At 65.3% G+C, this 23,076-nt stretch carries 20 protein-coding genes and 2 pseudogenes; 16 read left to right on the forward strand and 6 right to left on the reverse strand.

The window, feature by feature from the left end; translation table 11 throughout:
- Positions 1-10: 10 nt before the first annotated feature.
- The 3 genes from aroE to KYG_RS09865 form a co-directional block, all read right to left on the reverse strand.
- Positions 11-859 (reverse strand): shikimate dehydrogenase, encoded by an 849-nt coding sequence (aroE, locus tag KYG_RS09855; RefSeq protein WP_008904740.1) that lies wholly within the window; start codon positions 857-859, stop codon positions 11-13.
- 114 nt (positions 860-973) lie between these two features.
- Positions 974-1,834: an energy transducer TonB gene (locus tag KYG_RS09860; RefSeq protein WP_008904741.1), complete on the reverse strand. Its 861-nt coding sequence runs from the start codon at positions 1,832-1,834 to the stop codon at positions 974-976.
- 12 nt (positions 1,835-1,846) lie between these two features.
- Positions 1,847-3,919 carry a ribonuclease catalytic domain-containing protein gene (locus tag KYG_RS09865; protein ID WP_008904742.1) on the reverse strand — a complete coding sequence of 691 codons (2,073 nt, stop codon included), beginning with the start codon at positions 3,917-3,919 and terminating at the stop codon, positions 1,847-1,849.
- A gap of 83 nt (positions 3,920-4,002) precedes the next feature.
- Between KYG_RS09865 and KYG_RS09870 the strand changes: the two genes are divergently transcribed.
- On the forward strand, positions 4,003-5,568 hold the full coding sequence (locus KYG_RS09870) for a Wzy polymerase domain-containing protein (protein ID WP_008904743.1): 1,566 nt from the start codon (positions 4,003-4,005) through the stop codon (positions 5,566-5,568).
- Between the two features lie 21 nt (positions 5,569-5,589).
- Here KYG_RS09870 and KYG_RS09875 read toward each other — a convergent pair whose 3' ends face one another.
- Entirely contained in the window at positions 5,590-6,174 is a 585-nt protein-coding gene (locus KYG_RS09875; RefSeq protein WP_034693991.1) for a YqiA/YcfP family alpha/beta fold hydrolase, read from the reverse strand.
- Positions 6,175-6,317: 143 nt separating this feature from the next.
- Here KYG_RS09875 and KYG_RS09880 point away from each other — a divergent pair, with 143 nt between their 5' ends.
- From KYG_RS09880 to KYG_RS09910, 7 genes are all read left to right on the forward strand, one after another.
- Positions 6,318-8,756: a serine/threonine protein kinase gene (locus KYG_RS09880; protein ID WP_034693993.1), complete on the forward strand. Its 2,439-nt coding sequence runs from the start codon at positions 6,318-6,320 to the stop codon at positions 8,754-8,756.
- A gap of 36 nt (positions 8,757-8,792) precedes the next feature.
- Complete coding sequence (gene rodA / locus KYG_RS09885) at positions 8,793-9,965, forward strand: rod shape-determining protein RodA (protein ID WP_008904746.1); 1,173 nt, start codon at positions 8,793-8,795, stop codon at positions 9,963-9,965.
- Positions 9,966-10,051: 86 nt separating this feature from the next.
- A complete protein-coding gene (locus KYG_RS09890; RefSeq protein WP_008904747.1) occupies positions 10,052-10,390 on the forward strand; it encodes a YegP family protein in 339 nt (112 codons plus the stop codon).
- A 65-nt stretch (positions 10,391-10,455) separates the two neighbouring features.
- Positions 10,456-11,940, forward strand: a complete 1,485-nt coding sequence (gene tldD, locus KYG_RS09895) for a metalloprotease TldD (RefSeq protein ID WP_008904748.1) — start codon at positions 10,456-10,458, stop codon at positions 11,938-11,940.
- 105 nt (positions 11,941-12,045) lie between these two features.
- Positions 12,046-12,585, forward strand: coding sequence for a hypothetical protein (locus KYG_RS09900; protein WP_034693997.1), 540 nt, complete (start codon positions 12,046-12,048; stop codon positions 12,583-12,585).
- Between the two features lie 281 nt (positions 12,586-12,866).
- The gene (locus KYG_RS09905) at positions 12,867-13,988 is read left to right on the forward strand and encodes a 3-deoxy-7-phosphoheptulonate synthase (RefSeq protein ID WP_008904750.1); all 1,122 of its coding nucleotides are present in this window, start codon (positions 12,867-12,869) and stop codon (positions 13,986-13,988) included.
- A gap of 68 nt (positions 13,989-14,056) precedes the next feature.
- Positions 14,057-14,368 (forward strand): hypothetical protein, encoded by a 312-nt coding sequence (locus tag KYG_RS09910; RefSeq protein WP_008904751.1) that lies wholly within the window; start codon positions 14,057-14,059, stop codon positions 14,366-14,368.
- Between the two features lie 61 nt (positions 14,369-14,429).
- Here the strand turns inward: KYG_RS09910 and mpl are convergent, their stop codons facing one another.
- On the reverse strand, positions 14,430-15,854 hold the full coding sequence (gene mpl / locus KYG_RS09915) for a UDP-N-acetylmuramate:L-alanyl-gamma-D-glutamyl-meso-diaminopimelate ligase (RefSeq protein ID WP_008904752.1): 1,425 nt from the start codon (positions 15,852-15,854) through the stop codon (positions 14,430-14,432).
- Positions 15,855-16,022: 168 nt separating this feature from the next.
- On the opposite strand from mpl, the gene KYG_RS09920 reads away from it, so the two are divergent.
- From KYG_RS09920 to KYG_RS09950, 8 genes and pseudogenes are all read left to right on the forward strand, one after another.
- The gene (locus KYG_RS09920; RefSeq protein WP_034693981.1) at positions 16,023-16,622 is read left to right on the forward strand and encodes a hypothetical protein; all 600 of its coding nucleotides are present in this window, start codon (positions 16,023-16,025) and stop codon (positions 16,620-16,622) included.
- Positions 16,619-17,200 (forward strand): TlpA disulfide reductase family protein, encoded by a 582-nt coding sequence (locus tag KYG_RS09925; protein WP_034693983.1) that lies wholly within the window; start codon positions 16,619-16,621, stop codon positions 17,198-17,200. Before KYG_RS09920 ends, KYG_RS09925 begins: the two co-directional genes overlap by 4 nt.
- A gap of 145 nt (positions 17,201-17,345) precedes the next feature.
- Positions 17,346-17,792, forward strand: coding sequence for an acetyl-CoA carboxylase biotin carboxyl carrier protein (gene accB, locus KYG_RS09930; protein ID WP_008904755.1), 447 nt, complete (start codon positions 17,346-17,348; stop codon positions 17,790-17,792).
- A gap of 180 nt (positions 17,793-17,972) precedes the next feature.
- Positions 17,973-19,322: an acetyl-CoA carboxylase biotin carboxylase subunit gene (accC, locus tag KYG_RS09935; protein ID WP_008904757.1), complete on the forward strand. Its 1,350-nt coding sequence runs from the start codon at positions 17,973-17,975 to the stop codon at positions 19,320-19,322.
- A gap of 73 nt (positions 19,323-19,395) precedes the next feature.
- Positions 19,396-20,298, forward strand: coding sequence for a 50S ribosomal protein L11 methyltransferase (gene prmA, locus KYG_RS09940; RefSeq protein WP_008904758.1), 903 nt, complete (start codon positions 19,396-19,398; stop codon positions 20,296-20,298).
- A gap of 56 nt (positions 20,299-20,354) precedes the next feature.
- A pseudogene (locus KYG_RS25480) lies at positions 20,355-20,420 on the forward strand (MJ0042-type zinc finger domain-containing protein); the annotation flags it as partial.
- 492 nt (positions 20,421-20,912) lie between these two features.
- Positions 20,913-21,893 (forward strand): DUF3426 domain-containing protein, encoded by a 981-nt coding sequence (locus KYG_RS25150; protein WP_237707243.1) that lies wholly within the window; start codon positions 20,913-20,915, stop codon positions 21,891-21,893.
- A gap of 28 nt (positions 21,894-21,921) precedes the next feature.
- On the forward strand, positions 21,922-22,818 hold the full coding sequence (locus KYG_RS09950; RefSeq protein WP_008904760.1) for a carbohydrate kinase family protein: 897 nt from the start codon (positions 21,922-21,924) through the stop codon (positions 22,816-22,818).
- 102 nt (positions 22,819-22,920) lie between these two features.
- Here KYG_RS09950 and KYG_RS25155 read toward each other — a convergent pair.
- Positions 22,921-23,076, reverse strand: a pseudogene (locus KYG_RS25155) (histone); the annotation flags it as partial.

The following is a 23,076-nucleotide window of genomic DNA, read 5'->3' on the forward strand; positions in this document are numbered from 1 at the left end:
CGTGCCTTGCTCACGCGGCCCGCTGCATCTCGGCCAGCACCTGGGCCGAAGGGGGCCGCACGCCGCGCCACAGCAAAAAGGCTTCGGCGGCCTGCTCCACCAGCATGCCCAGGCCGTCGCGCGGCACGGCGCCGTGCTGGCGGGCCCAGTCCAGAAAACCCTGGGCGGCGGGGCCGTACATCATGTCGTAGGCCAGGCAGCCGGGGCGCAGCACGCTGGCGGGCACGGGCACCGAGGCACCGGCCAGGCTGCTGGCCGTGGCGTTGATGATTACATCAAAATTGGCCTCCAGCGATTGTGGGGTATGCGCGAGTAGCTCTGATTTTTGTAGCGATGCAAGTGCGCTGTGCGATTGCACCAGGGCTTCAGCCTTGGCCAGCGTGCGGTTGGCGATGGTGATGTGGCGGGCCCCCGCCAGCAGCAGCGGGCCCAGCACGCCCGCTGCGGCGCCACCGGCGCCCACCAGCAGCACGTCGCGCCCGGCCAGCGACACGCCTGCGTTGCGCGTGATGTCGGCCACCAGGCCCAGGCCGTCGGTGTTGTCGGCATGGATGCTGCCGTCGGCGCGGAAGGTGAGGGTGTTGGCGGCGCCCGCGAGCTGCACGCGCTCGCTGCAGTCGGTGGCCAGGCCGGGCACCTCGGTTTTGAAGGGGACGGTGATGTTGCAGCCGCGCCCGCCTTGGGCCGCAAAGTCGCGCACGGCCTGCGCAAAGCCGTCCAGCGGCACCAGGCGGCGTTCGTAGCGCACCGGCTCGCCCGTCAGCTCGGCAAAGCGGGTGTGGATGGCGGGCGAGCGGCTGTGGGCCACGGGGTTACCCATCACGCAGTACAGGTCGGTGGGAAGAGGCGAAGAGGTCATGGGAACAACAAGGGCTGCATAAAGGGGGCTGACCAGTGCCCCCGCGGCACTGGCTTTGCCAGGCCGCTGGGGGGCGTTCCCCTTGGGGGAAGGCGCCGCAGGCGACCCAGGGGGTTACCTCACACTTGTTTCAAGTGTCTGGTCGCGCGTGAACTTGAAGCGCGCCACCATGGCAATCTGGTCGGCTTTCTGGCGCATGTCGGCGTTGAACGTGCCAAACGGGCCTGCCGCGCGGGCGATGGCTTCGGCGCGGCGGTCCAGCGTGGGGTTGCCCGAGCCTTGCACCACCTCGGTTTCCAGCACGCGGCCGTCGTGGTTGACGGTGACGATCATGGTCAGCTCGCCATACAGCTTGCGGCCGCCCTGTTCGGGGAAGTTCTCCGTGCCCTTGTCTTCCACCTTGCGGCGCAGCGCGTCGTAATAGACGGCATAGGCCTCTTCGCGCGTGGCGGGGCTGATGTAGCGCTTCTTGGGGCGCGAGTTTTCTTCGTTGATGCGCTTTTCGATCTCGGCCAGCAGCTTGACGAGCTGGCGGCGCTTTTCCTGCTCGCTGGCCTGGTCGGCGCTCTGCGCGGCCTGGCGCGGGTCGGGCTCGGGCATGGTGGCCAGCTGTTTGCGCAGCTGGGCCAGCAGCTGGGCCTGCTGCTCCTGCATGGCGTCCATCTTGCGCTGCGCTTCTTCAAAGTCGTCGCCGATGGCTGTCAGGGCCGAATAGGGCAGGGGGCTGGTCGCGCGGCCTTTTTCTGCATCGCCACCACCGGCCAGGTTGGCCTGGGCAATCGCCTGGGCCTTGTCCGGGCGTTCGTTGGACTTGGCGTTGACCAGGATGACTTCGAGCGGCGTGTCCTGGAACACGCGGTTGAAGCTCACCGGGTCAACAAAACGCACGGTGATGAGTGCGGCATGCACGGCCACCGAGATGCCCAGCGCCAGCTGCAGCGTGCTGAAGGTGCGGAGGAAGGCAGGGAGTTTCACAGCAGCGGATTATCAGGGGGGCGTGGGGGTGGGCTCGGGCTCGTTCACGTCCACCGCGATGGCGATCGGCCCGGCCACGTTGTCGTTGTCCTCGGCATCGTCTTCGTCCGGCACCGGGCCATCGTCGCTTGGGTCGGCGGGGTCGTCCAGGCGTTCGATCACGGTGCCGTGCAGGTCCAGCGTGATCTCGTCCACCTCACCCAGCTTGACCTTGAGGCGCGCGCCGCGCGGCAGGTTCTGCGCGCCCAGCACGGGGAAGACCAGTGGAATGTCGTCCGCCCGCACCAGAAAGCTGCCGCCCGGGCCTTCCTTGAACACGGTGGCGTTCAGCTCGGTGATGCCGTTCTGCTCCACGTACTTCAGCGTCCAGAAGCGCTCCATGCCCGCCTGGTAGCCGTTGTACGCGCTGTAGGCGGCGTCAAAGCTGCTGATGATGGAGAACAGGTCGGCGTCCTTGGGCTTGAAGGGCGCGGCCAGCGCGGCCGTCTTGCCATGGCGCACCACGGCGATGATCTGCCACTGGTTGACCAGATCGGTATAGCGGCGCAGGGGCGACGTGGCCCACGAATAGGCTTTGACGCCGATGCCTGCATGCGGCAGCGCCTTGGTGCCCATGCGCACCTTCACGCCCGGCGCCATGCTGGCCTGGCTGCGGTAGATGCCGGGCACGCCATGCTCGGCCAGCATCAGGCCCCAGGTGCTGTTGGCCACGATGGCGGCCTCGGCCACGATCAGGTCGAGCGGTGCGCCGCGCTGGCGGGTGCTGATCTGCACCTGCTCGGAGCCATCAGGCTCGCCGCGGTTATTACCCACCAGGCGGAAGTTGTAGTCCGGGCGGTTGAAGTTCTCGGGCTTGCCGCGAACCACTTCGCGCTGCGCCTTGAGGTTTTGGGCCAGGCGGTATAAAAATGATAGCTGCCCGCGCTTATCCAGCAAGCGCTGGGGCGTGTTTTCATGCTGAATTGCCGGGTCGGCCAGCCATTCTTCGGTGACGATGTGGTCGAGCTGGTCGTGGCGGAAGTTCACTTCCACGGGCACGCGTTCGAGCCGTGTCTCGGTGCCGGTGATCTCCAGCGTGGCTTCGTTCACCGTCACATACAGCGACACGGCGGGGTTGGCGCGGCCTTCGTCCAGCGTGTAGATCTGCACCACCTCGTCGGGCAGCATGGTGATCTTGTAGCCGGGCATGTACACGGTGGACAGGCGGTTGCGGCCCAGCTGGTCCAGCGGCGAGCCGGGCACGATGGCCAGGCCCGGCGCCGCGATGTGGATACCCACCACCACGGTGCCGGTGCCCAGGCCCTGCACGGACAGGGCATCGTCGATCTCGGTGGTTTGCGAGTCGTCGATGGAATACGCCTGCACCGGGGCCAGCGGCAGGTCCTCGGGCGGCTGGGGCGCCGCGATGGCGGGAAACCCCGTGCCCTTGGGGAAGTTGTCGAAAAGAAAACGCTTCCAGTGGAACTGGTAGGCCGAGTCGATGGCGCCCGCTTTTTGCAGCAGGTCGAGCGGCGCGGTGTGCGTGGCACGGCTGGCCTCGACCACGGCCTTGTATTCGGGCGCGTTCTTGTCGGGCTTGAACAGGATCTTGTAGAGCTGGTCGCGGATGGGCTGCGGGCACTCGCCCCGGCCCAGCTGCGCGGCCCACTCGTCGATCTGCGCCAGGATGGCCTTTTTCTTCTCGATGGCGGCCAGCGCCTGCTGCAGGATCTCGGCCGGGGCCTTTTTGAACCGGCCCTTGCCCGCGCGGCGGAAGTAGTGCGGCGCGTCGTACAGGCGAAACAGCGCGCCGGCCTGCTGCGCCAGCGTGGCGTTGTCGGAGAAATAGTCGCGCGCCAGGTCGGCAAAGCCGAACTCGTCTTCGGGCGCGAATTCCCAGGCCAGGTCGAGCTCGATGGTTTCGGCCACGGCCTGGGCCTGGGCGATCAGCTCGGAAGGCGCGGGTTTGTCAAATTTCAGGAGGATGTTGGCGGCCTTGACCTTGACCCGCTTGCCCGAGTCGAGCTCCACCTGGGCAGAGGTGTCGGCTTCGGACAGGATACGGCCGGCCATGAATTTGCCGGCTTCTTCAAACAGTGCATGCATGGGCGGCATTCTCCCATGGGTGCCGCGCGGCTTTGGCGGCCCCTATGATCCAGGGCTTTGCATGACGGCCCGGTTCTTTCGACATGTTTCTTGATGCCATTGCGGTCCCGCTGGCCTTGCTCGCAGTGGCATTGCCGTTTCTTTTCGCCGTCACCGACTCCCCCCTGACCAGCTTCTGGCCGCTGGTGGCCTCCTGGGTGTGCATCGCGGTGCTGTTGCTGGTGGCTGCAGCGTGGTTGCGTGCCGGTGCACCGCGGCGCGTGGGCCCGGCTGGGTGGGGCCTGCTGCTGGCCGGCGGGCTGGGGCTGGCGGCACTGGTGGGCAGCGTCATCGGGCTGGTGCAATACGTGGCGGGCGATGTCGGCTGGGGGCCCTGGCTGCATGCCACGCTGCCGGGCCAGGCGGTGGGCAACCTGCGCCAGCGCAACCAGCAGGCCACCCTGCTCAGCCTGGGCGCCTGGGCCTGGCTGTGGTGGACCCTGCACCGCCAGCCACGCCCGGGGGTCACGCCTGGGGGGATGGCTGCGGGCAGTTCGTCCGCGTCTGGCCTGTGGGGCATGGCGGCCGCCATCGCGGTGGCCTGGGTGGCCGTGGGCGGGGCTGCCACGGCCTCGCGGACCGCGGTGGTGCAGTGGCTGCTCATCCTGGTATTGCTGGCGCTCTGGCGCGGCGAGGGGCGGCGCAGCGCCCTGGGCCTGGGCCTGGCGGGCTTTGCGGTGTTCATGGCAGCGGCCTGGGTGTTGCCGGAAGCGCTGTGGAAGCTGCAAGGGGTGCGCGCCGATGCGCTGTTTCACCGGTTTGCCGACGCGTCCCACAGCTGCACGAGCCGGCGCGTGCTGTGGTCCAACGTGCTCACCCTGATTGCCCAGAAACCCTGGCTGGGATGGGGCTGGGGCGAGCTGGACTATGCGCACTACATCACGCTGTTCCCCGGCGAGCGCTTTTGTGTGCTGCTGGACAACGCGCACAACCTGCCGCTGCACCTGGCCGTGGAGCTGGGCCTGCCTGCTGCGGTAGCGCTGTGCACCGGTGCGCTGGCGCTCTGCGTGTATGCCCGGCCCTGGCGCGAAACCGTGCCCGCCCGCCAGCTGGCCTGGGGCGTGCTGGCCCTCATCGGGCTGCACAGCCTGCTGGAGTATCCGCTGTGGTATGGCCCGTTTCAGCTGGTGGCGCTGCTGGCGCTCGCCATTTTGCTGTGGCCACGGCGCGCTGCCGCGCCGCAGGCGCGTGCGTGGCTGGTTGCGCTGGGGGCCGCCCTGGCGGTTTTTGCGGCCTGCGGCCTGGCGGCCTGGGATTACCACCGGGTGAGCCAGCTGTACAAGCCCGGCGCCCAGCGCTCACCAGCCTACCGCGACAACACGCAGGAGAAAGTGGCCAGGTCGGTGCTGTTTTCAGGCACGCTCGACTTTGCGCGCCTCACCACGACGGGTTTGACCCGGGACAACGCCGAGCGCATGAACGCCCTGGCGCAGGAGTTGCTGCACTACTCGCCCGAGCCCCGCGTAATCGAGGTGCTGATCGAGAGCGCCGTGATGCTGGGCAAGGACGACGAAGCGGCCTTTCACATGAAGCGCTACCGCATCGCCTACCCCAACGACTACGCGCGCTGGACAGGGCCGCAAGGCCAGCGCGCATCCGGGGCGCGCTGACGGGCCGACGACCCGGCGCCGTCAGGCCAGGCGCAGAAACGCTGTCACCCGGGGAAGGTAGTCGCTGAAGTTGGCAAGCGCATGCTCGCCCCCTTCCTGCACGATCTGCTGCGCCTTCGGGTAGCGGGCCACCATTTCGCGCCAGTCCAGCACCTCGTCACCTTGGGCAATGATGGCCAGTTCCGGGGCTGCGGGGGGCATGCATGCCGTGTCGAGTGCGCGCAGTTCGTCAATGTATTCCGGCCGGAAATAGAACCGTTCCGCCGGGTCGTGCCAGGCGGTCTGCTCGCCGATGTACCGCGCCAGGTCCCGGGCCGGGTGCACGGCGGGGTTGAGCATGACGCTGGGGCAGCCCTTGTGCTGCGCCACCCAGCTCGCATAGAAGCCGCCCAGCGACGAGCCGATCACGCCCATGGCCGCACCGGGCCAGGTGGCCACGCCCTGGGCTACCAGCGTCATCGCCTCCCTGGGAGAGGGGGGCAGCTGCGGGCACCAGAAGGTGACGCCCGGGTGGTGCTGCGCCACATGCGCAGCCATCTGCCGGGCCTTGGCCGACTGCGGGGAGGAGCGAAAACCGTGCAGGTACAGAAGGTGGGTGGTGGTCATGGGTGTGTTGTTCGCAGGGTCGCCACAGGGCCACAGCAGGCGGACGCCGGGCAGGGCAACCACCGCTGTGAATTTGGCGGACACAGGCATAAGATGGGTGGCATGGGTGCCAAGCGGTGGCCCCCGCTGCACTGATCCCCACCATGACTGATTTTGCCCCGCTTTCCACCGCCAGACGCTGGGCCCAGGGATCCACCGAGAAGCCGCCCACGTCGCTCGGGCGGTTCGAGCTCAAGAAACTGCTGGGCCGCGGCGCCCAGGCCACGGTGTGGCTGGCGCTGGACCCGCGCCTGCAGCGCGAGGTGGCCATCAAGCTCCTGCGCCCCGTGGAGGACCAAGACCCGTCGGTGCTGGAGCACTGGCTGCGCGAGGCGCGGCATGTGGGTCGCCTGGCGCACCCGTTCATCGTGCCGGTGTTCGAGGCCGATGTGCAGGGCCGCCAGCCGTACATCGTGTTCGAGTACGTGCCGGGCAAGACACTCGCCGAGCACCTAGCGCAGCAGGGGCGCTGCACGCCGCACGATGCGGTGGCGCTGATGGTGGATGTGCTGGATGGCCTGCAGGCCGCGCACCAGGCAGGCATCGTGCACCGCGACCTGAAGCCTTCCAACATCATGGTGGACAGCCAGCGCCATGCGCGGGTGATGGACTTTGGCATGGCAGCGCCGGTGCAGGCCGCGCCGGATTCGCAGCTGGCCAGTGGCACCCCGGCGTATCTGGCCCCCGAGGCGGCTGCCGGGGCAGCCCCCGCGCCGTCCATGGATGTGTATTCGGCCGCGCTGGTGCTGGTGGAGCTGCTGACCGGCCGGCCGCTGATCCACCAGAAGGACACCTGGCAGGCGCTCTACCGCATCGCCAACGAATCCCTGGCGCTGCCGGAGGACCTGGGCCCCGGCGTGGACGACGGGTTGCGGGCGATTTTGCAGCGTGCCATGGCCCGTGAGCCGGGCCAGCGCTACCCGTCGGCTGCGGAGTTTCGCGATGCCTTGCGTGCCTGGGCGGCACCCGCCAGCGCCCCCACGGCGGCCAGCAATGCCACGCTGGATTTTTTGCTGCGGCGCATGCGCCACAAGAGCGACTTCCCCGCGCTGTCGGATTCTGTGGCCCGCATCCAGCGCGTGGCCAATTCGGAGGACGACAGCATCAGCGATCTCACGCACGAGATCTTGAAGGACGTGGCGCTCACCAACAAGCTGCTGCGCCTGGTCAACAGCGTGCACTATGCCCATGCGGGGCGCGGAACCATCAGCACTGTTTCGCGCGCGGTGAGCCTGGTGGGGTTCAACGCCGTGCGCAACATGGCGCTCAGCCTGGTGCTGCTGGACCACATGCAGGACAAGCAGCACGCCAGCCAGATGCGCGAGGAGTTCCTGCGCGCCATGATGGCCGGATCGGTGGCGGCGGAGCTGTGCGAGCCCGGCCAGGCGGCCGAGGAGGCCTTCATTGGCGCCATGTTCCAGAACCTGGGCCGCATGCTGTGCACCTTTTACTTCCCGGAAGAGGCGCATCAGGTGCGCTCCCTGGTCGAGTCCGGCCGTGTGGAAGGCGGCGAAGAGTCTGCCGCGCTCCAGGTGCTGGGCCTGGGTTTCGAGGACCTGGGGGTGGGCGTGGCCCGGGTCTGGGGGCTGCCCGAGAGCCTGCAGCGCTGCATGCGCAAACCGCTGGGCTCGCCGATGCAGCGCCCGCCCGAGCAGGGGGCAGAGCGGTTGCGGTGGGTGGCCATGGCGGCCAACGAGGTGGCCAGCAACATGCTTCTGGGTGAGGCCGCCTCGCTGGAGGCCCGCCTCGAGCAGATCGGCACCCGCTATGCGCGCACGCTGGCACTGCCCGCCAGCAAGATTACCGAGGCCACCTTGCGGGCCCGCCACAAGCTCGTGGCACTTGCCGAGGCGCTGGACCTGCGGGTTGCCCCCGGCACACCTGCGGCGCGGCTGCTGCAGTTGCCCCCACCCACGGGCGCCGCGCGCGCGCAGGAGGACGCCCTGGAGCCGCATGAATTGCGCGGCAGCGAGACCCAGCCCCTGCCGGCGGTGCTGGAATCGCAGGCCGGTGGCGCGGTGTCGGTGGCTCAGGTCAACGAGGTGCTGGCGGCGGGCATCCAGGACATCACCAATGCCATGGTCGAGAATTTCCAGCTCAATGACGTGCTGCGCATGATTCTGGAGACGATGTTCCGCGCGCTGGGTTTCCGGCGTATGGTGTTCTGCCTGCGCGAGGCGCGCACGGATCTGCTGACCGGGCGCTTCGGCCTGGGCGAGGGCAGCGATGCGGCGGTGCGTGCGATGCGGATTCCACTGGCGGCGCAAGGGGACCTGTTTGCCGCCGTCTGCCAGCGCGGGGCCGATACCCTCATCAACGATGCGACCGAACCCAAGATGCAGGCCCGGCTGCCCCAGTGGTACCGCCAGGGACTCAACGCACCCTCGTTTCTGCTGCTACCGCTGCAGATCAAGGGCCAGACCTTTGCCTTGATCTACGCCGACCAGGCCACCCCCGGGGGCATCGTGGTCGACGACAAGGCCCTGGGGCTGCTGCGCACGCTGCGCAACCAGGCCGTGATGGCTTTCCGCCAGGCGGGATGACGCCAGGCCGCCCCGAAGCGGCCCGATAATCCTGCGATGGCCGTTGTTTTCGAAAAGCCCTCGTTCGCCCAGCGTTTTCTGCCCCTGTTTCGCGGGTTCGACCTGCCGCTCGTCCTGCTGGTGGCGCTGCTGGCGTGCGCGGGGCTGGTGGCGATGTACTCGTCGGGCTACGACCATGGGACGCGCTTTGCCGACCATGGGCGCAACATGCTCATTGCGGGGGCGATTCTTTTCATGGTGGCCCAGGTGCCTCCGCAGAAAATCATGCTCTTTGCCGTGCCGCTGTACCTCGCCGGCGTGGCGCTGCTGGTGGCTGTGGCGCTGTTTGGCATCACCAAAAAGGGGGCCACCCGCTGGGTCAACGTCGGCATCGTGATCCAGCCGAGCGAAATTCTGAAAATTGCCATGCCGCTGATGCTGGCCTGGTGGTTCCAGAAGCGCGAGGGTGCGTTGCGCCCTCTCGATTTTGTGGCTGCGGGCCTGCTGTTGGCCATTCCGGTCGGGCTGATCATGAAACAGCCCGACCTGGGTACGTCGCTGCTGGTGCTGGCGGCCGGCCTGTCGGTGATCTTTTTTGCGGGCCTGTCCTGGAAGCTGGTGTTGCCGCCGGTATTGCTGGGGGGCGGCGGCATCCTGGCGCTGGTGCTGCTCGGAGACCATCTGTGCGCCGAAGGCGTGCGCTGGGTGGTGCTGCATGAGTACCAGCAGCAACGTGTCTGCACCCTGCTGGACCCCACCCGGGACCCGCTGGGCAAAGGGTTTCACATCATTCAGGGCATGATCGCCATCGGCTCCGGCGGTATCTGGGGCAAGGGGTTCATGGCGGGCACGCAGACCCATCTTGAGTTCATCCCCGAGCGCACAACAGACTTCATTTTTGCGGCGTTTTCGGAAGAGTTCGGGCTGGCGGGCAACGTGTTTTTGCTGGTCTGCTTTCTGCTTCTTGTATGGCGTGGCCTGGCCATTGCCGCAGGTGCCACGAGCCTGTTCGGGCGTCTCATGGCAGCGGCGGTGTCGATGATTTTCTTCACCTACGCTTTCGTGAACATGGGCATGGTCAGCGGCATCCTGCCCGTCGTGGGGGTGCCGCTGCCCTTCATCAGCTATGGCGGCACGGCCATGGTCACCCTGGGACTGGCGCTGGGCATTCTGATGTCGGTGGCGCGCGCGCACAAGCGCGACTCCAAGGACGCGCGCCCTGCGCTGTAGGGTCTTCGCGCCGCCTTGCACGCAGTGCGCCAACGGGGTACAAACCACGGGGCCAACTGTGCCTTGGCGATGTGAAGGGAAACCTCATGGCGGCGAAGTTCGAGCTGAAAAAGACGAAGAACGACAAATTCGTATTCAACCTGCTGGCCAGCAACGGCCAGGTCATTCTGACCAGCGAGATGTACGAGTCTCGTGCGAGTGCCCTGAATGGCATCGAATCCGTGCGCAAGAACGCCCCGGACGATGGACGCTTCGGCCGCCTCAGTGCCAAGGACGGTTCGCCCTATTTCACGCTCAAGGCAGGTAACGGCCAGATCATCGGGCAAAGCCAGATGTACTCCGGCGCCAAGGCGCGCGATGCCGGCATCGAGTCGGTCCAGGCCCACGCGCCGCAGGCAACGCTCGACGACCAGACGGCATCCTGAGGCGCCGGGCGGCGGCGTGTGGCCCTTCGCCAGTCAGGGCGGGGCTGCGCGCCTAAAATGCCCGGATGACCTTTCGCTCCACCACTGCCGCGCCCCAGCGCGCGGCCACCAGCCAGCGCATCGATGTTGCCCGCGAACTGCTGCTGACCCCTTTCGGCCTGGATGAACGCCACCTCGCGCGCGCGCTGGCCGAGATCCGCACCCACAAGGTGGATGATGCCGACCTGTACTTCCAGTACACGCGCAGCGAGGGCTGGAGCCTGGAAGAGGGCATCGTCAAGACGGGCTCGTTCAGCATCGACCAGGGCGTGGGCGTGCGCGCGGTGAGTGGCGAAAAGACGGCTTTCGCCTATTCGGACGACATCTCGGAGGCCTCCCTGCTGGATGCGGCCCGCACTGTGCGGTCTATTTCGGCTGCAGCGCAGGATGGTAAAGCGCGAATAGCTCCTAAAAGAGTAGCAGCGGGGCGCAGCCTGTATCCGGGTGTTGACCCGATCGCATCACTGGACAGCACGGCCAAGGTGGCCTTGCTGGAAAAGCTGGAGCAGCGCGCCCGTGCCAAGGACCCGCGGGTGGCGCAGGTGATGGCTGGCCTCGCCAGCGAATACGACGTGGTGCTGGTGGCCCGTGCCGACGGCACCCTGGCCGCCGACGTGCGCCCGCTGGTGCGCCTGTCAGTCACCGTGATCGCCGAGCAGAACGGCCGCCGCGAAATGGGCTCGGCCGGAGGCGGCGGGCGTTTTGGCCTGGCTTACTTTGACGACGAGCAGATGGGCAAGTACGTGGACGAGGCCGTGAACGCAGCCCTGGTCAACCTGGAATCGCGCCCCGCGCCTGCGGGCGAGATGACGGTGGTGCTGGGATCGGGCTGGCCCGGCATCCTGCTGCACGAAGCCATTGGCCACGGGCTGGAAGGTGACTTCAACCGCAAGGGCTCGAGCGCCTTCAGCGGCCGCATTGGCCAGCGCGTGGCGGCCAAGGGCGTGACGGTGCTGGACGATGGCACCATTGCCGACCGTCGGGGTTCGTTGAATGTGGACGACGAGGGCCACGCCAGCCAGCGCAACGTGCTGATCGAAGATGGCATCCTGAAGGGCTACATCCAGGATTCGCTCAATGCACGCCTGATGGGTGTGGCGCCCACCGGAAACGGCCGCCGCGAGAGCTATGCGCACATTCCCATGCCACGCATGACCAACACCTACATGCTGGGCGGCGACAAGGACCCGCAGGAGATCATCGCGAGCATCAAGAAGGGCCTGTACGCCAGCAACTTCGGGGGCGGGCAGGTGGACATCACCTCGGGCAAGTTCGTGTTCTCGGCCAGTGAGGCGTATTGGGTAGAAAACGGCAAGATCCAGTACCCGGTGAAGGGCGCCACCATCATTGGCAGCGGCCCCGAGTCGCTCAAGAAGGTGACGATGATCGGCAACGACATGCGGCTCGATAGTGGCGTCGGCACCTGCGGAAAGGAAGGCCAGAGCGTGCCCGTGGGCGTGGGCCAACCCACGCTGCGCATCGAGGGTTTGACCGTGGGCGGCACGGCCTGAAGAGGCGACGCTGCAGGCGGGCCTGCGGCAGCGTTTCGGCCTACGGGTTTTTGCGGTCCCTGAAAGTGCTGCGCGCCGCCACAGGCAGCGCACAATGTGATCACCATGTCTGCCACGCGCCCTAGCCAGTTGCTGACCCTGCAGTCGTTTGGCGACATCAGCCGCTTTCTGCGCGAAGGCGTTGCCGATGAGGACTCGCGCCAGTTGCGGGACAGCCTGGGTGCCCTGTCGGCGCAGATTGACGAAGCGGTGCGCATCCGGCGCACCAGCACCGACACCGCGGCGATTGCGCGCCACGTGGCGGCCCTGTCGCAATGTGCGCGCGAACACCAGTTGTTTCTGACAGGCCTGGGCTCGGCGTGGCATGCGCTCTACGAGTTTGGCGCCTACCAGCGCGCGCTGCGCGAGCTGCGCAACGCCATTGCCCATTGGCAGCAGATGCTGGAGCGCCGAAGCTCCAGGGAGAGCACAAGCTTCGACCATTTCGAGCTGCTGGCCTGGCGCACGCTGGGCGAGGCGTTGTTGCTGATCGACATGTACGAACACCATGGCGACGCGCACAGCGAACTGCAGGATTCTGCGCCCCCGCGGAGCCGCTCTTTCCTGCAAAAAATCCAGACCTGGTTCCGGCAGCGAAGGAGCTGAAGTGCACGCTGTGCTGCGCGTTTCACGGGGGTTTTGTAGCGCAATTGCAACATCGCGCAATTGCTGCACTGCCGCACTCCTGTGCTACATTGGGTGCCATGCAAGTTCGCAGCGCGTTTTATTTTTGGTTTTTTATCTCGGTCCCCGGCGGATGAGAGGAAAACGCGCAAGCACACACAACCTCCCCATACCAACCGCCGACGCTGCAAAGCCCGGCGGTTTTTGTTTTCTGCCCTCCCGTTTTCCCATCTCACTTCAACTTACCCCACGAGGAAGCAACCATGACGGCCCTTTCCAACCCCGCCAGCGATGCCTGGTACCGCAGCGTCGAGAAAACCAGCCAGACCGACGACGAACGTATCAAGGACATCACCGTGTTGCCTCCTCCCGAGCACCTGATCCGCTTTTTCCCGATCGGCGGTACGCCGGTGGAGACGCTGATCACCCAGACCCGCAAAAACATCCACAACATCATGGCCGGCAAGGATGACCGCCTGCTGGTGGTGATTGGCCCCTGTTCCATCCACGACCCCGCCGCCGCGCTCGAATACGCCCGGCGCCTGAAGGTCGTGCGCGAGCAATACAAGGACACGCTGGAGATCGTGATGCGCGTGTACTTCGAAAAGCCCCGCACCACCGTGGGCTGGAAGGGCCTGATCAACGACCCCTACCTGGACGAAACCTACCGCATCGACGAAGGCTTGCGCATTGCCCGCCAGCTGCTGATCGACATCAACCGCCTGGGCATGCCGGCCGGCAGCGAGTTCCTGGACGTGATCTCGCCCCAATACATTGGCGACCTGATCAGCTGGGGCGCCATCGGTGCCCGCACCACCGAGAGCCAGGTGCACCGCGAGCTGGCCTCGGGCCTGTCGGCGCCCATCGGTTTCAAGAACGGCACGGACGGCAATATCCGCATTGCGACCGACGCCATCCAGTCGGCCAGCCGCGGCCACCATTTCCTGTCGGTGCACAAGAACGGCCAGGTCGCCATTGTGAACACCAAGGGCAACAAGGACTGCCACGTGATCCTGCGGGGCGGCAAGGCGCCCAACTACGATGCGGCCAGCGTGGCTGCGGCCTGCAAGGATCTGGAGGCTGCCAAGCTGCCCGCAACGCTCATGGTCGACTGCAGCCATGCCAACAGCAGCAAGCAGCATGAAAAGCAGCTGGATGTGGCCCGCGATATCGCAGCGCAACTCGCCGGCGGCTCGCGCAGCGTCTTCGGGCTGATGATCGAAAGCCACCTCACGGCCGGTGCGCAGAAATTCTCGCCGGGCAAGGACAAACCCGATGCCCTGGAATACGGCAAGAGCATCACCGACGCCTGCCTGGGCTGGGATGACTCCGTGAAAGCGCTGGCCGATCTGTCGGAAGCCGTGAAGGCGCGTCGCGCACGCTGATCCACAGCACGGGCCGCAGGCCCTAAACTGCGGGCTCAAGCCATCAAAACAGAAGAAAGGTAAACATCATGCTCAGCGAAGTGTCGGTCGTTCTGGCCGGAAACCAGGAATTCCGTTTTGATCTGGCAGGCGCCGAACCCATGGGCCACGAGGCGGGCAGGCGCTGGCTGGACGACCAGTTCACCGCGCTGGACTGCGAGCCCCTGCGCGCCAGCGGCAAGGTGCTGTTGGCGGACAAGGTGCTGACCGTGGCCCGTGCCGCAGGTGATGCGCTGATGTCCGATCCTGCGTGGTCCCGCGACTTTGCCCGTGCCGCCAGCGCAGCCCTGGCCAAGCCCGTGGTGCGCGTGGATGTGCCCGCGATGGCTGTTTCGTTCTGAATGTCGGACTGAAATTTCAGGTAAAAAAAGGCTCTAGCGCTTGATGATCAAGCGCTGTCAGCTATATTTTTTGTAGCGAATTGAGCAGTTTGGCATGGATGCCGCCAAACCCGCCGTTGCTCATGCACACGATGTGATCGCCGGGGCGCGCTGCGGCGGTCACCTGTAGTACCAGGGCGTCGATGTCGGCAGCGGTTTGCGCACGCAGGCCAGGGCCGACACCCAGGGGGGCGAGCGCCTGTGCCGCGTCCCAGTCCAGCCCCGCGGTGTGGCAGAACGCCAGGTCGGCGGGCTCCAGCGCCCACGGAAGCTGGGCCTTCATGGCCCCCAGTTTCATGGTGTTGCTGCGGGGCTCGAAGACGGCAAGGATGCGCACGTCCGGGCCCAGGCTGCGGCGCAGGCCATCCATTGTGGTTCGGAGCGCGGTGGGGTGGTGGGCAAAATCGTCGTACACCGCGATGCCGTTCACGGTGCCGCGCAGTTCCATGCGCCGCTTCACGTTCTGAAAGTTGGCCAGCGCGGTGGCCGCATCCCCGGGGCTCACGCCCACATGGTGGGCCGCAGCGATGGCTGCCAGGGCATTGAGCTGGTTGTGCACGCCCGTCAGTGTCCATTCCACACGCGCCACCTTGCGCCCCTGGTGCAGCACATCAAAGGCCTGCGGGTCTCCCTGTGCCGAAAAATCGCTCACGGCTTCACCGAAGCTGGACACTTCGCTCCAGCAGCCCGTGTGCAGCACGCGGGCAAGGCTTTCTTCCAGCCCGTTGACCACCACACGCCCGGACGGTGGCACGGTGCGCACCAGGTGGTGGAACTGCCGCTCGATGGCGGCCAGGTCGTCAAAAATGTCTGCGTGGTCAAACTCCAGGTTGTTCAGTACCGCCGTGCGGGGGCGGTAGTGCACGAACTTGCTGCGCTTGTCGAAGAAAGCGGTGTCGTATTCGTCTGCCTCGATCACGAACAGGGGCGCAGCCCCCAGCGGTGCACTGCCGGGCGCGGGGCGCCGGGGCGCGCCCAGGCGTGCCGACACGCCAAAGTTGAGCGGCACTCCCCCAATCAGAAAGCCCGGCTGCTGCCCGGCGTATTCCAGGATCCAGGCCAGCATCGAGGTGGTGGTGGTCTTGCCATGGGTGCCCGCAACCGCCAGCACATGGCGGCCCTGCAACACGTGTTCGGCCAGCCACTGCGGGCCACTGGTGTAGGGCAGGCCAGCGTCCAGGATGGCCTCCATCAGCGCAAACTTGGGCGAACCGTCGGGCATTCGCACGCGGCTCACCACGTTGCCGACCACAAACATGTCGGGCTTGAGGTCCAGCTGGTCGGCCCCAAAGCCTTCGATCAGGTCGATGCCCAAGGCGCGGAGCTGGTCGCTCATCGGTGGGTAAACGCCAGCGTCGCAACCTGTGACCTTGTGGCCTGCCTCGCGTGCCAGTGCGGCCAGGCCGCCCATGAACGTGCCGCAGATGCCCAGTATGTGTATATGCATGGGCGCAGATTCTAAGGTTCAATATAAAACAAGCCTCCAGCGCTTGATGGATAAGCGTTAGAAGCTATGAAAAATATAGTGGCCTTGGAAATCTCCGGGGAAACCCGAAATGCGCCCCGGCGTGGCGGGCCACAATGCAGCTTCCTTCCCGCCGTTGACCGTACTGCCATGCACACACCTTTGAGCGAAGAAATCGCCCACACCACGGCCCGTCTGGTGGTGGAAGAGGGGCTGGAATGGGGCCCGGCCAAGCGCCGGGCTTTGCGCCAGATGGGCTTGCCTGCGCGCACGCCTTTGCCGGACAACGATCTGGTCGAGGACGCTGTGCGCGAGTACATCCAGCTCTTTTGCGCGGAGACGCAGCCGCGCGAGCTCAGGGCGCTGCGGCAGCTGGCCCTGGTGTGGATGGAGCGCATGGCGGCGTTTCGCCCCCACCTGGCGGGTGCCGTGTGGCATGGAACGGCCACGCGGCTGTCCGATATTTACCTGCAGTTGTTCTGCGATGACCCCAAATCAGCAGAGATTGCGCTGATCGATCACCATGTGGACTACGAGCCGCGGACCGTCACCGGCTTTCACGGCGAATCCGTGGAGGCCTTGAGCGTGGGCAGCAAATCGCCCGAGCTCAATGAGATGATCGGCGTGCATCTGATGATTTATGACCTTGATGACCTGCGCGGCGCGCTGCGCCCGGACTCCCGGGGGCGCGCGCCCCGTGGCGACATGACCGCCCTGCGGCGTTTGCTTGAGGAAACACCCGTTCCATGACCACTCCAGCTGATCTTCCTGAATCCGCCTCCGCGGCGCCTGGCGCGCCGCCTTCGCACAGTCGAAGGCGCCTGCTGTACGCCGGGGTCGCGGGTGCCGCTGCCCTGGGTGGCGCGGGTCTGGCGTGGTGGAAGTTTCAACCGCATGCCATGGAGGAGGGCGTGGAGCAGGCGCTCTGGTCCATGGAGTTCGAGAGACCTGAAGGCGGCGTGGTGTCGCTCCAGTCCATGGCGGGCAAGCCGCTGCTGCTCAACTTCTGGGCCACCTGGTGCCCGCCGTGCGTGGATGAACTCCCCATGCTCAATGATTTTTACCGCCAGCAGTCTCCTGCCGGCTGGCAGGTGCTGGGGCTGGCCATCGACCAGCCTTCGGCGGTGCGCAAATTCCTGCAACGCATCCCTCTGGAGTTTCCGGTGGGGCTGGCCGGACTGGGCGGGACGGATCTGGGCCGGTCGCTGGGCAATCTCACGGGTGGCCTGCCGTTCACCGTGGTGCTGGGCGCCAGCGGTCGCGTGCTGCACCGTAAAATGGGGCAGTTAACCCCCCAGGATCTGAAACAGTGGGCAGCCCTTCGCTGACCTTGTGGCTGCTCAGACGGTTCATTTCCAGGCCATCGGAAGATTTTTCTTCATGGGGTTGATGAAAAATAGCCGTGGAAGCGTGAAGTAGGCCGAAATTGGAGTAAATTCGCGCCCTATTCAGTTTATAGCCGTTGGAGCTTCCATGGATCTGCGAAAACTCAAAACACTCATCGACCTCGTCTCCGAGTCGAACGTCTCCGAGCTGGAAATCACCGAGGCCGAGGGCAAGGTCCGTATCGTCAAGAGCGTGGGAGGTGTAGTGCAGCAGTTTGTGCCCGCCCCTGCGCAGGCGCCTGCCGCCCCTGCACCCGCTGCTGCCCCTGTGGCCGAGCTGCCAGCGCCTGCGGTGCCATCAGGTCATATCGTCAAGTCGCCGATGGTGGGTACGTTCTACCGGTCTTCCAGCCCGGGCGCCAAGGCGTTTGTCGAGGTGGGCAGCCAGGTCAAGGAAGGCGAGACGATCTGCATCATCGAGGCCATGAAGATCCTCAATGAGATCGAGGCCGACAAGACAGGTACGGTCACCCGCATCCTGGGTGAAAACGGCCAGGCCGTGGAGTACGGGCAGCCGTTGTTCGTCATTGAATGAATGGGTGCAACCTGCTGAGCGGCGTTGCCGTATCGCCCTTCTGTTGCCTGGCGAGGTGGGTGGGGAGCCCAGCCCTGAGCAAGGTCAGCAAGGTGATCATGGCGCTTGCGTGGCCTCCTGGTCCGGTGGCGCGCCAGTTTCAAGCGTCGCGCGCAGCGCGATGCACTGTGGATAAGCAATATGTTTAAAAAAATCCTGGTCGCAAACCGTGGTGAGATCGCTCTGCGCATCCAGCGCGCCTGCCGTGAGCTGGGCGTGAAGGCTGTGATGGTCTATTCCGAGGCTGACCGCGACGCCAAGTACGTCAAGCTGGCCGAAGAAGCGGTGTGCATCGGCCCCGCGCCCTCGCCGCTGTCTTACCTCAACATGCCAGCCATCATTTCGGCCGCCGAGGTGACCGATGCGGAAGCCATCCATCCGGGCTACGGGTTCCTGTCCGAAAACGCGGACTTTGCCGAGCGCGTGGAAAAAAGCGGATTTCAGTTCATTGGCCCCACCCCCGAATCCATCCGGATCATGGGTGACAAGGTATCGGCCAAGCACGCGATGATCCGCGCAGGCGTTCCCTGCGTACCGGGCTCGGAGGGCGAGTTGCCCGATGACCCCGTTCAGATCCGTCGCATTGCCAAGGCCGTGGGCTACCCGGTCATCATCAAGGCTGCAGGCGGTGGGGGTGGTCGCGGCATGCGCGTGGTGCATACCGAGGCCGCACTGGTCAACGCCGTGCAGATGACCAAGGCAGAGGCGGGGGCAGCGTTTGGGAACCCGGCGGTGTACATGGAGAAGTTCCTCCAGAACCCGCGCCATATCGAGATCCAGGTCCTTGCGGACAAGCACCGCAACGCGGTTTATCTGGGCGAGCGCGACTGCTCCATGCAGCGCCGCCACCAGAAGGTGATCGAAGAGGCGCCAGCGCCTGGTATCCCGCGCAAGCTGATCGAAAAGATCGGCGAGCGCTGCGTGGCCGCTTGCAAGAAAATCGGCTACCGCGGCGCGGGCACGTTCGAGTTCCTGTACGAAAACGGCGAGTTCTATTTCATCGAGATGAACACCCGCGTGCAGGTGGAGCACCCCGTGACCGAATGGATCACCGGCGTGGACATCGTGAAGACGCAGATCATGGTGGCAGCAGGCGAGAAGCTGCCCTTCACCCAGCGCCAGATCGAGATCCGCGGCCATGCCATCGAATGCCGGGTGAACGCCGAAGATCCGTACAAGTTCATCCCGTCGCCCGGCCGCATCACCACCTGGCACCCGCCGGGTGGCCCTGGCGTGCGTGTGGATTCGCATGCCTACACCAACTACTTCGTACCCCCCAACTACGACTCGATGATTGGCAAGATCATCGTGCACGGCGACACGCGCGAGCAGGCCCTGGCCCGCATGCGCACGGCGCTGTCCGAAACGGTGATCGAAGGCATCAACACCAACGTGCCGCTGCACCGCGAGCTCATGGTGGATGCCAAGTTCATGGCCGGCGGCACCAACATCCACTACCTGGAAGAGTGGCTGTCGCAGCACAAGCGCTGAAGACGGCATCTGGCTGTTTCATATGCTGGCCCTTGGCAACAGGGGTCAGCATTTCATTTTTCGAGAGGCGTCTATGTTTGAGCTGAGTCTGATGTGCCCTGAGGACCGGATCGAAGCGGTCAGCGATGCGCTGGATGCGCTCGATGCTCTGTCCGTTTCGGTAGAGGATGCCGATGCGCAGACGGACGCCGAACAGGCCCTGTTTGGCGAGCCTGGCATGCCCCCGCCCAAGGATGGCTGGCAACGCAGTAGCGTGGTGGCTTTGTTCCCCTCCGAGGTGGCGGCCCGCGAAGCACAGCAGTTGCTGGTAGTGCAGGACTTTTTCGCGGGCTGCCAGGTGCTCGGCGTTGCCCATGTGCCCGAGCAGGACTGGGTGCGGCTCACGCAGTCGCAGTTTGCGCCCGTGGACATCACGCCCGACTTTTGGATTGTCCCCACCTGGCATGAATTGCCAGCCCAGGCAAAGCGCAGCATCCGGCTCGATCCGGGCCTGGCCTTTGGGACTGGCACGCACCCCACAACGCGCATGTGCCTGCGCTGGATTGCCCGCCATGGCGCCATCGAACCATCCATGGGCGATCCGTTGGGCCGGGTTCTGGACTATGGCTGTGGCTCCGGCATCCTTGCTATCGGTGCCGCCAAGTTTGGCGCTATGGATATCGATGCGGTGGATATCGATCCTGCGGCTGTTGAATCCACGGCGCTGAATGCGAAAGCCAATGACGTGTTGCTCCATGCGGGGCTGCCGGACAAGGCGCGGGGTGAATACCAGACGGTGTTGGCCAACATTCTTGCCACGCCCCTTCGCGTGCTGGCGCCCCTCCTGTGCAGCCACGTGGCCCCTGGGGGAAACCTGGTACTGGCGGGAATTCTCGAACGCCAGGCTGACGAACTGAAAGCGGCTTACGCCCCTTGGGTTCCGCTGGAAGTGTCGGACGCAGAGGATGGCTGGATACTGATGACAGCCCGCCGCTGAGACCGGCTGCATCCCCGCCGCGGCGGGCTCTTGCGCACCCCTACAATCCATCGCTGATGAGCCAGATCACTCGCTGCCCGTCCTGTGCGACCTCTTTCAAGGTGGTGGCAGACCAATTGCGCATCTCGCAAGGCTGGGTGAGGTGCGGGCAGTGCAATGAGGTGTTCGACGCGTCAGCGTACCTGTTGCCTGCAGCCCCGCCGTCATTGCTGCCCGATGTATCGCTGACCGATACCCGCCCGCCCCCAGCTCCCGTGACACGTTCTCAGGGGGGCGTCCGGTCCTGGGGGCAGCCACCGGCTCCGCCAGCGTCCTCCCCTTCGGGCAAAGGGTATGCTGAGGTTTCCACTGCAACCCAGCCCACGCCATTTGCCCCGTCTCGTTCCGATGAGATCGCGCAGGTTTCAACCCAGGCACAGGGAGAGGCGGAATCGCCCGTTCTGGACATCCCCCAGCCTGCAGTGCCGCCGTTTCTGGCGGCAACGCCCAGCGGGCGCGCCACGGCGGAAGAAGATCCTCCCTCAGGACTTCTGAAGCCTTTTACCTGGCGTTCTGATGCGCAGTCTCGTCCCCCAGCAGCGGGTCAGGGCAGCAGTGCTCTACCTTCATCCACGGTGACGGAGGCCGCTTCTTTCAAGCAAGCCGACCGCATGGGTGCTTCTTTAGACAGCGCTGCCGGTGCTCTCGCCGATCCCGCGAGTGGACTCTCTGCGCCAGCAGGCTACGAGCTGCCGTCGGCACCGTTGCCGGATGAAGAGGACCTCGTTCCTGTGCCAGATATTTCGGTGGGCGCAGCTCCTATGGAGTTTCCTGCCCTGGAGTTGCCTGCGAAGCGCTCATCCATTGGGGGGGATTCGGAGTTGGCCGAAATGGCTCCAACTGCGGCCGTACCTGCTTCTGCGGTTGTGGGGGCGACAGCACCCTTGCCGCCACTGAATTTTGTGCCGGAGGCAGAGCCCCTCTCGCTGGTGGAAGATGACTCCCCTGCAGCAGTGTTGCAGCCGCCTCCGCGCAAACCATTGTCGGCCTCGGGTGGCGGGCAGCACATTGACGACGAAGAAGGTCTGGCAGCGTCGGAACAGGAAGTCAGCTTTGTGATTGCTGCCCGGCGCAAGGCGTTCTGGCGCAAGCCAATGGTGCGGGCGGGCCTGTTCCTTGTGCTCTCGACATTGATGGTGGCGCTTGCCTTGCAAGTGGCCGTTCAGGAGCGCGATCGGCTGGCGGCGATGGATCCTCGTTCGCGACCGTGGTTGACGGCACTCTGTGGTCCTCTTGGGTGCGAGATCGCGCCACCGCGCCAGATCGCTGATGTGGTTATAGACAGTTCCGCGTTCAACAAGGCCCGGGGTGACAGCTATCAACTTTCGGTGACCATCAAAAACAAGGCCTCGATACCACTGGCGACACCTGCGGTCGAGCTCACGTTAACCGACACGCAGGACCAGCCCGTGCTTCGAAGGGTGCTGTTGCCGAACGACATGGGAGCTCCCGGCGCGTTGCCCGCCCGGGGGGAATGGAGCGCGTCCGTGTCGGTGATCGTGACTACCGGTGGAGCGCGCGTGGCCGGATATCGGCTGCTGGCTTTTTATCCCTGATCTTAATTAACCCACTACCTCTTCTGATATGGCTGTCCTCATCTGCGGTTCCCTGGCATTCGACACCATCATGACGTTCGAAGGACGCTTTGCCGAGCAGATACTGCCCGACCAGTTGCACATCCTGAACGTATCGTTTCTCGTGCCTTCATTGCGGCGTGATTTTGGAGGCTGTGCTGGCAACATTGCCTACAGCCTCAAACTGTTGGGTGGCGAGCCGCTGCCGATGGCGATGTTGGGCAGCGACGGGGCTGAGTATCTGCAACGCCTGGAATCCCTGGGGATCAGTGCCCGCCACGTGGGGCAGGTGCAGGACACCTACACCGCGCAAGCCATGATCATGACGGACCGGGACAACAACCAGATCACGGCGTTTCACCCCGGTGCAATGATGCAGGCGCACCGGAACCGGATCGTGCCTGGCATGGGTGTGAACGTGGGGATCATTGCGCCAGACGGTCGTGACGCCATGCTGGAGCACGCGGCGCAGTTTGTCGCAGCGGGTATTCCTTTTGTGTTCGATCCGGGCCAGGGGCTGCCCATGTTCAATGGAGAAGAGCTGGCGCGATTCGTTGAACAAGCCACCTGGGTGACGGTGAACGATTACGAAGGAAAAATGCTTTGCGACCGCACGGGCTGGACTCTTGCCGAGATCTCGCACAAGGTGCAGGGACTGGTGGTGACGCTTGGCGCAGAAGGCTGCGAGATCTGGGTAGGTGGAGAGAAAACCCATGTGCATGCGGCCGTGCCCGCCCAGGTGGTGGACCCAACGGGATGTGGCGACGCGTGGCGCGGCGCACTGCTGTTTGGCCTGGAACAAGGTTGGCCGCTGGTGCGTTGTGCCGAGCTCGGCAATCGGGTGGGCGCGCTCAAGATCGCACAGCGCGGGCCGCAGAACTACACCCTCGATTTCAAGGCTGCGTAACTACGCGCGATATTTCCCGCCTGCTCGGTGCAGAGCGCGCGCTGATGGCGGAAAAAAACCCGGTACACAAGTGCACCGGGTTGAGCGCGTGACACGCAAGGATCAGGGCTTGTTGCCCGTAGGGAAAGGCCACGCCGCCTGGGGGTTCAAAGTAGTTTGAGCGGCGGGTGCAGCAGCAGGGGCAGGCGCCTTGGGGGCCTTCTTCGCGGGAGCGGCCTTTTTTGCGGGGGCGGCGGGCTTCTTCGCTGCTACAGCCTT

The sequence above is a fragment of the Acidovorax sp. NO-1 genome, assembly GCF_000238595.1.
Classification (GTDB): Bacteria; Pseudomonadota; Gammaproteobacteria; order Burkholderiales; family Burkholderiaceae_C; genus Acidovorax.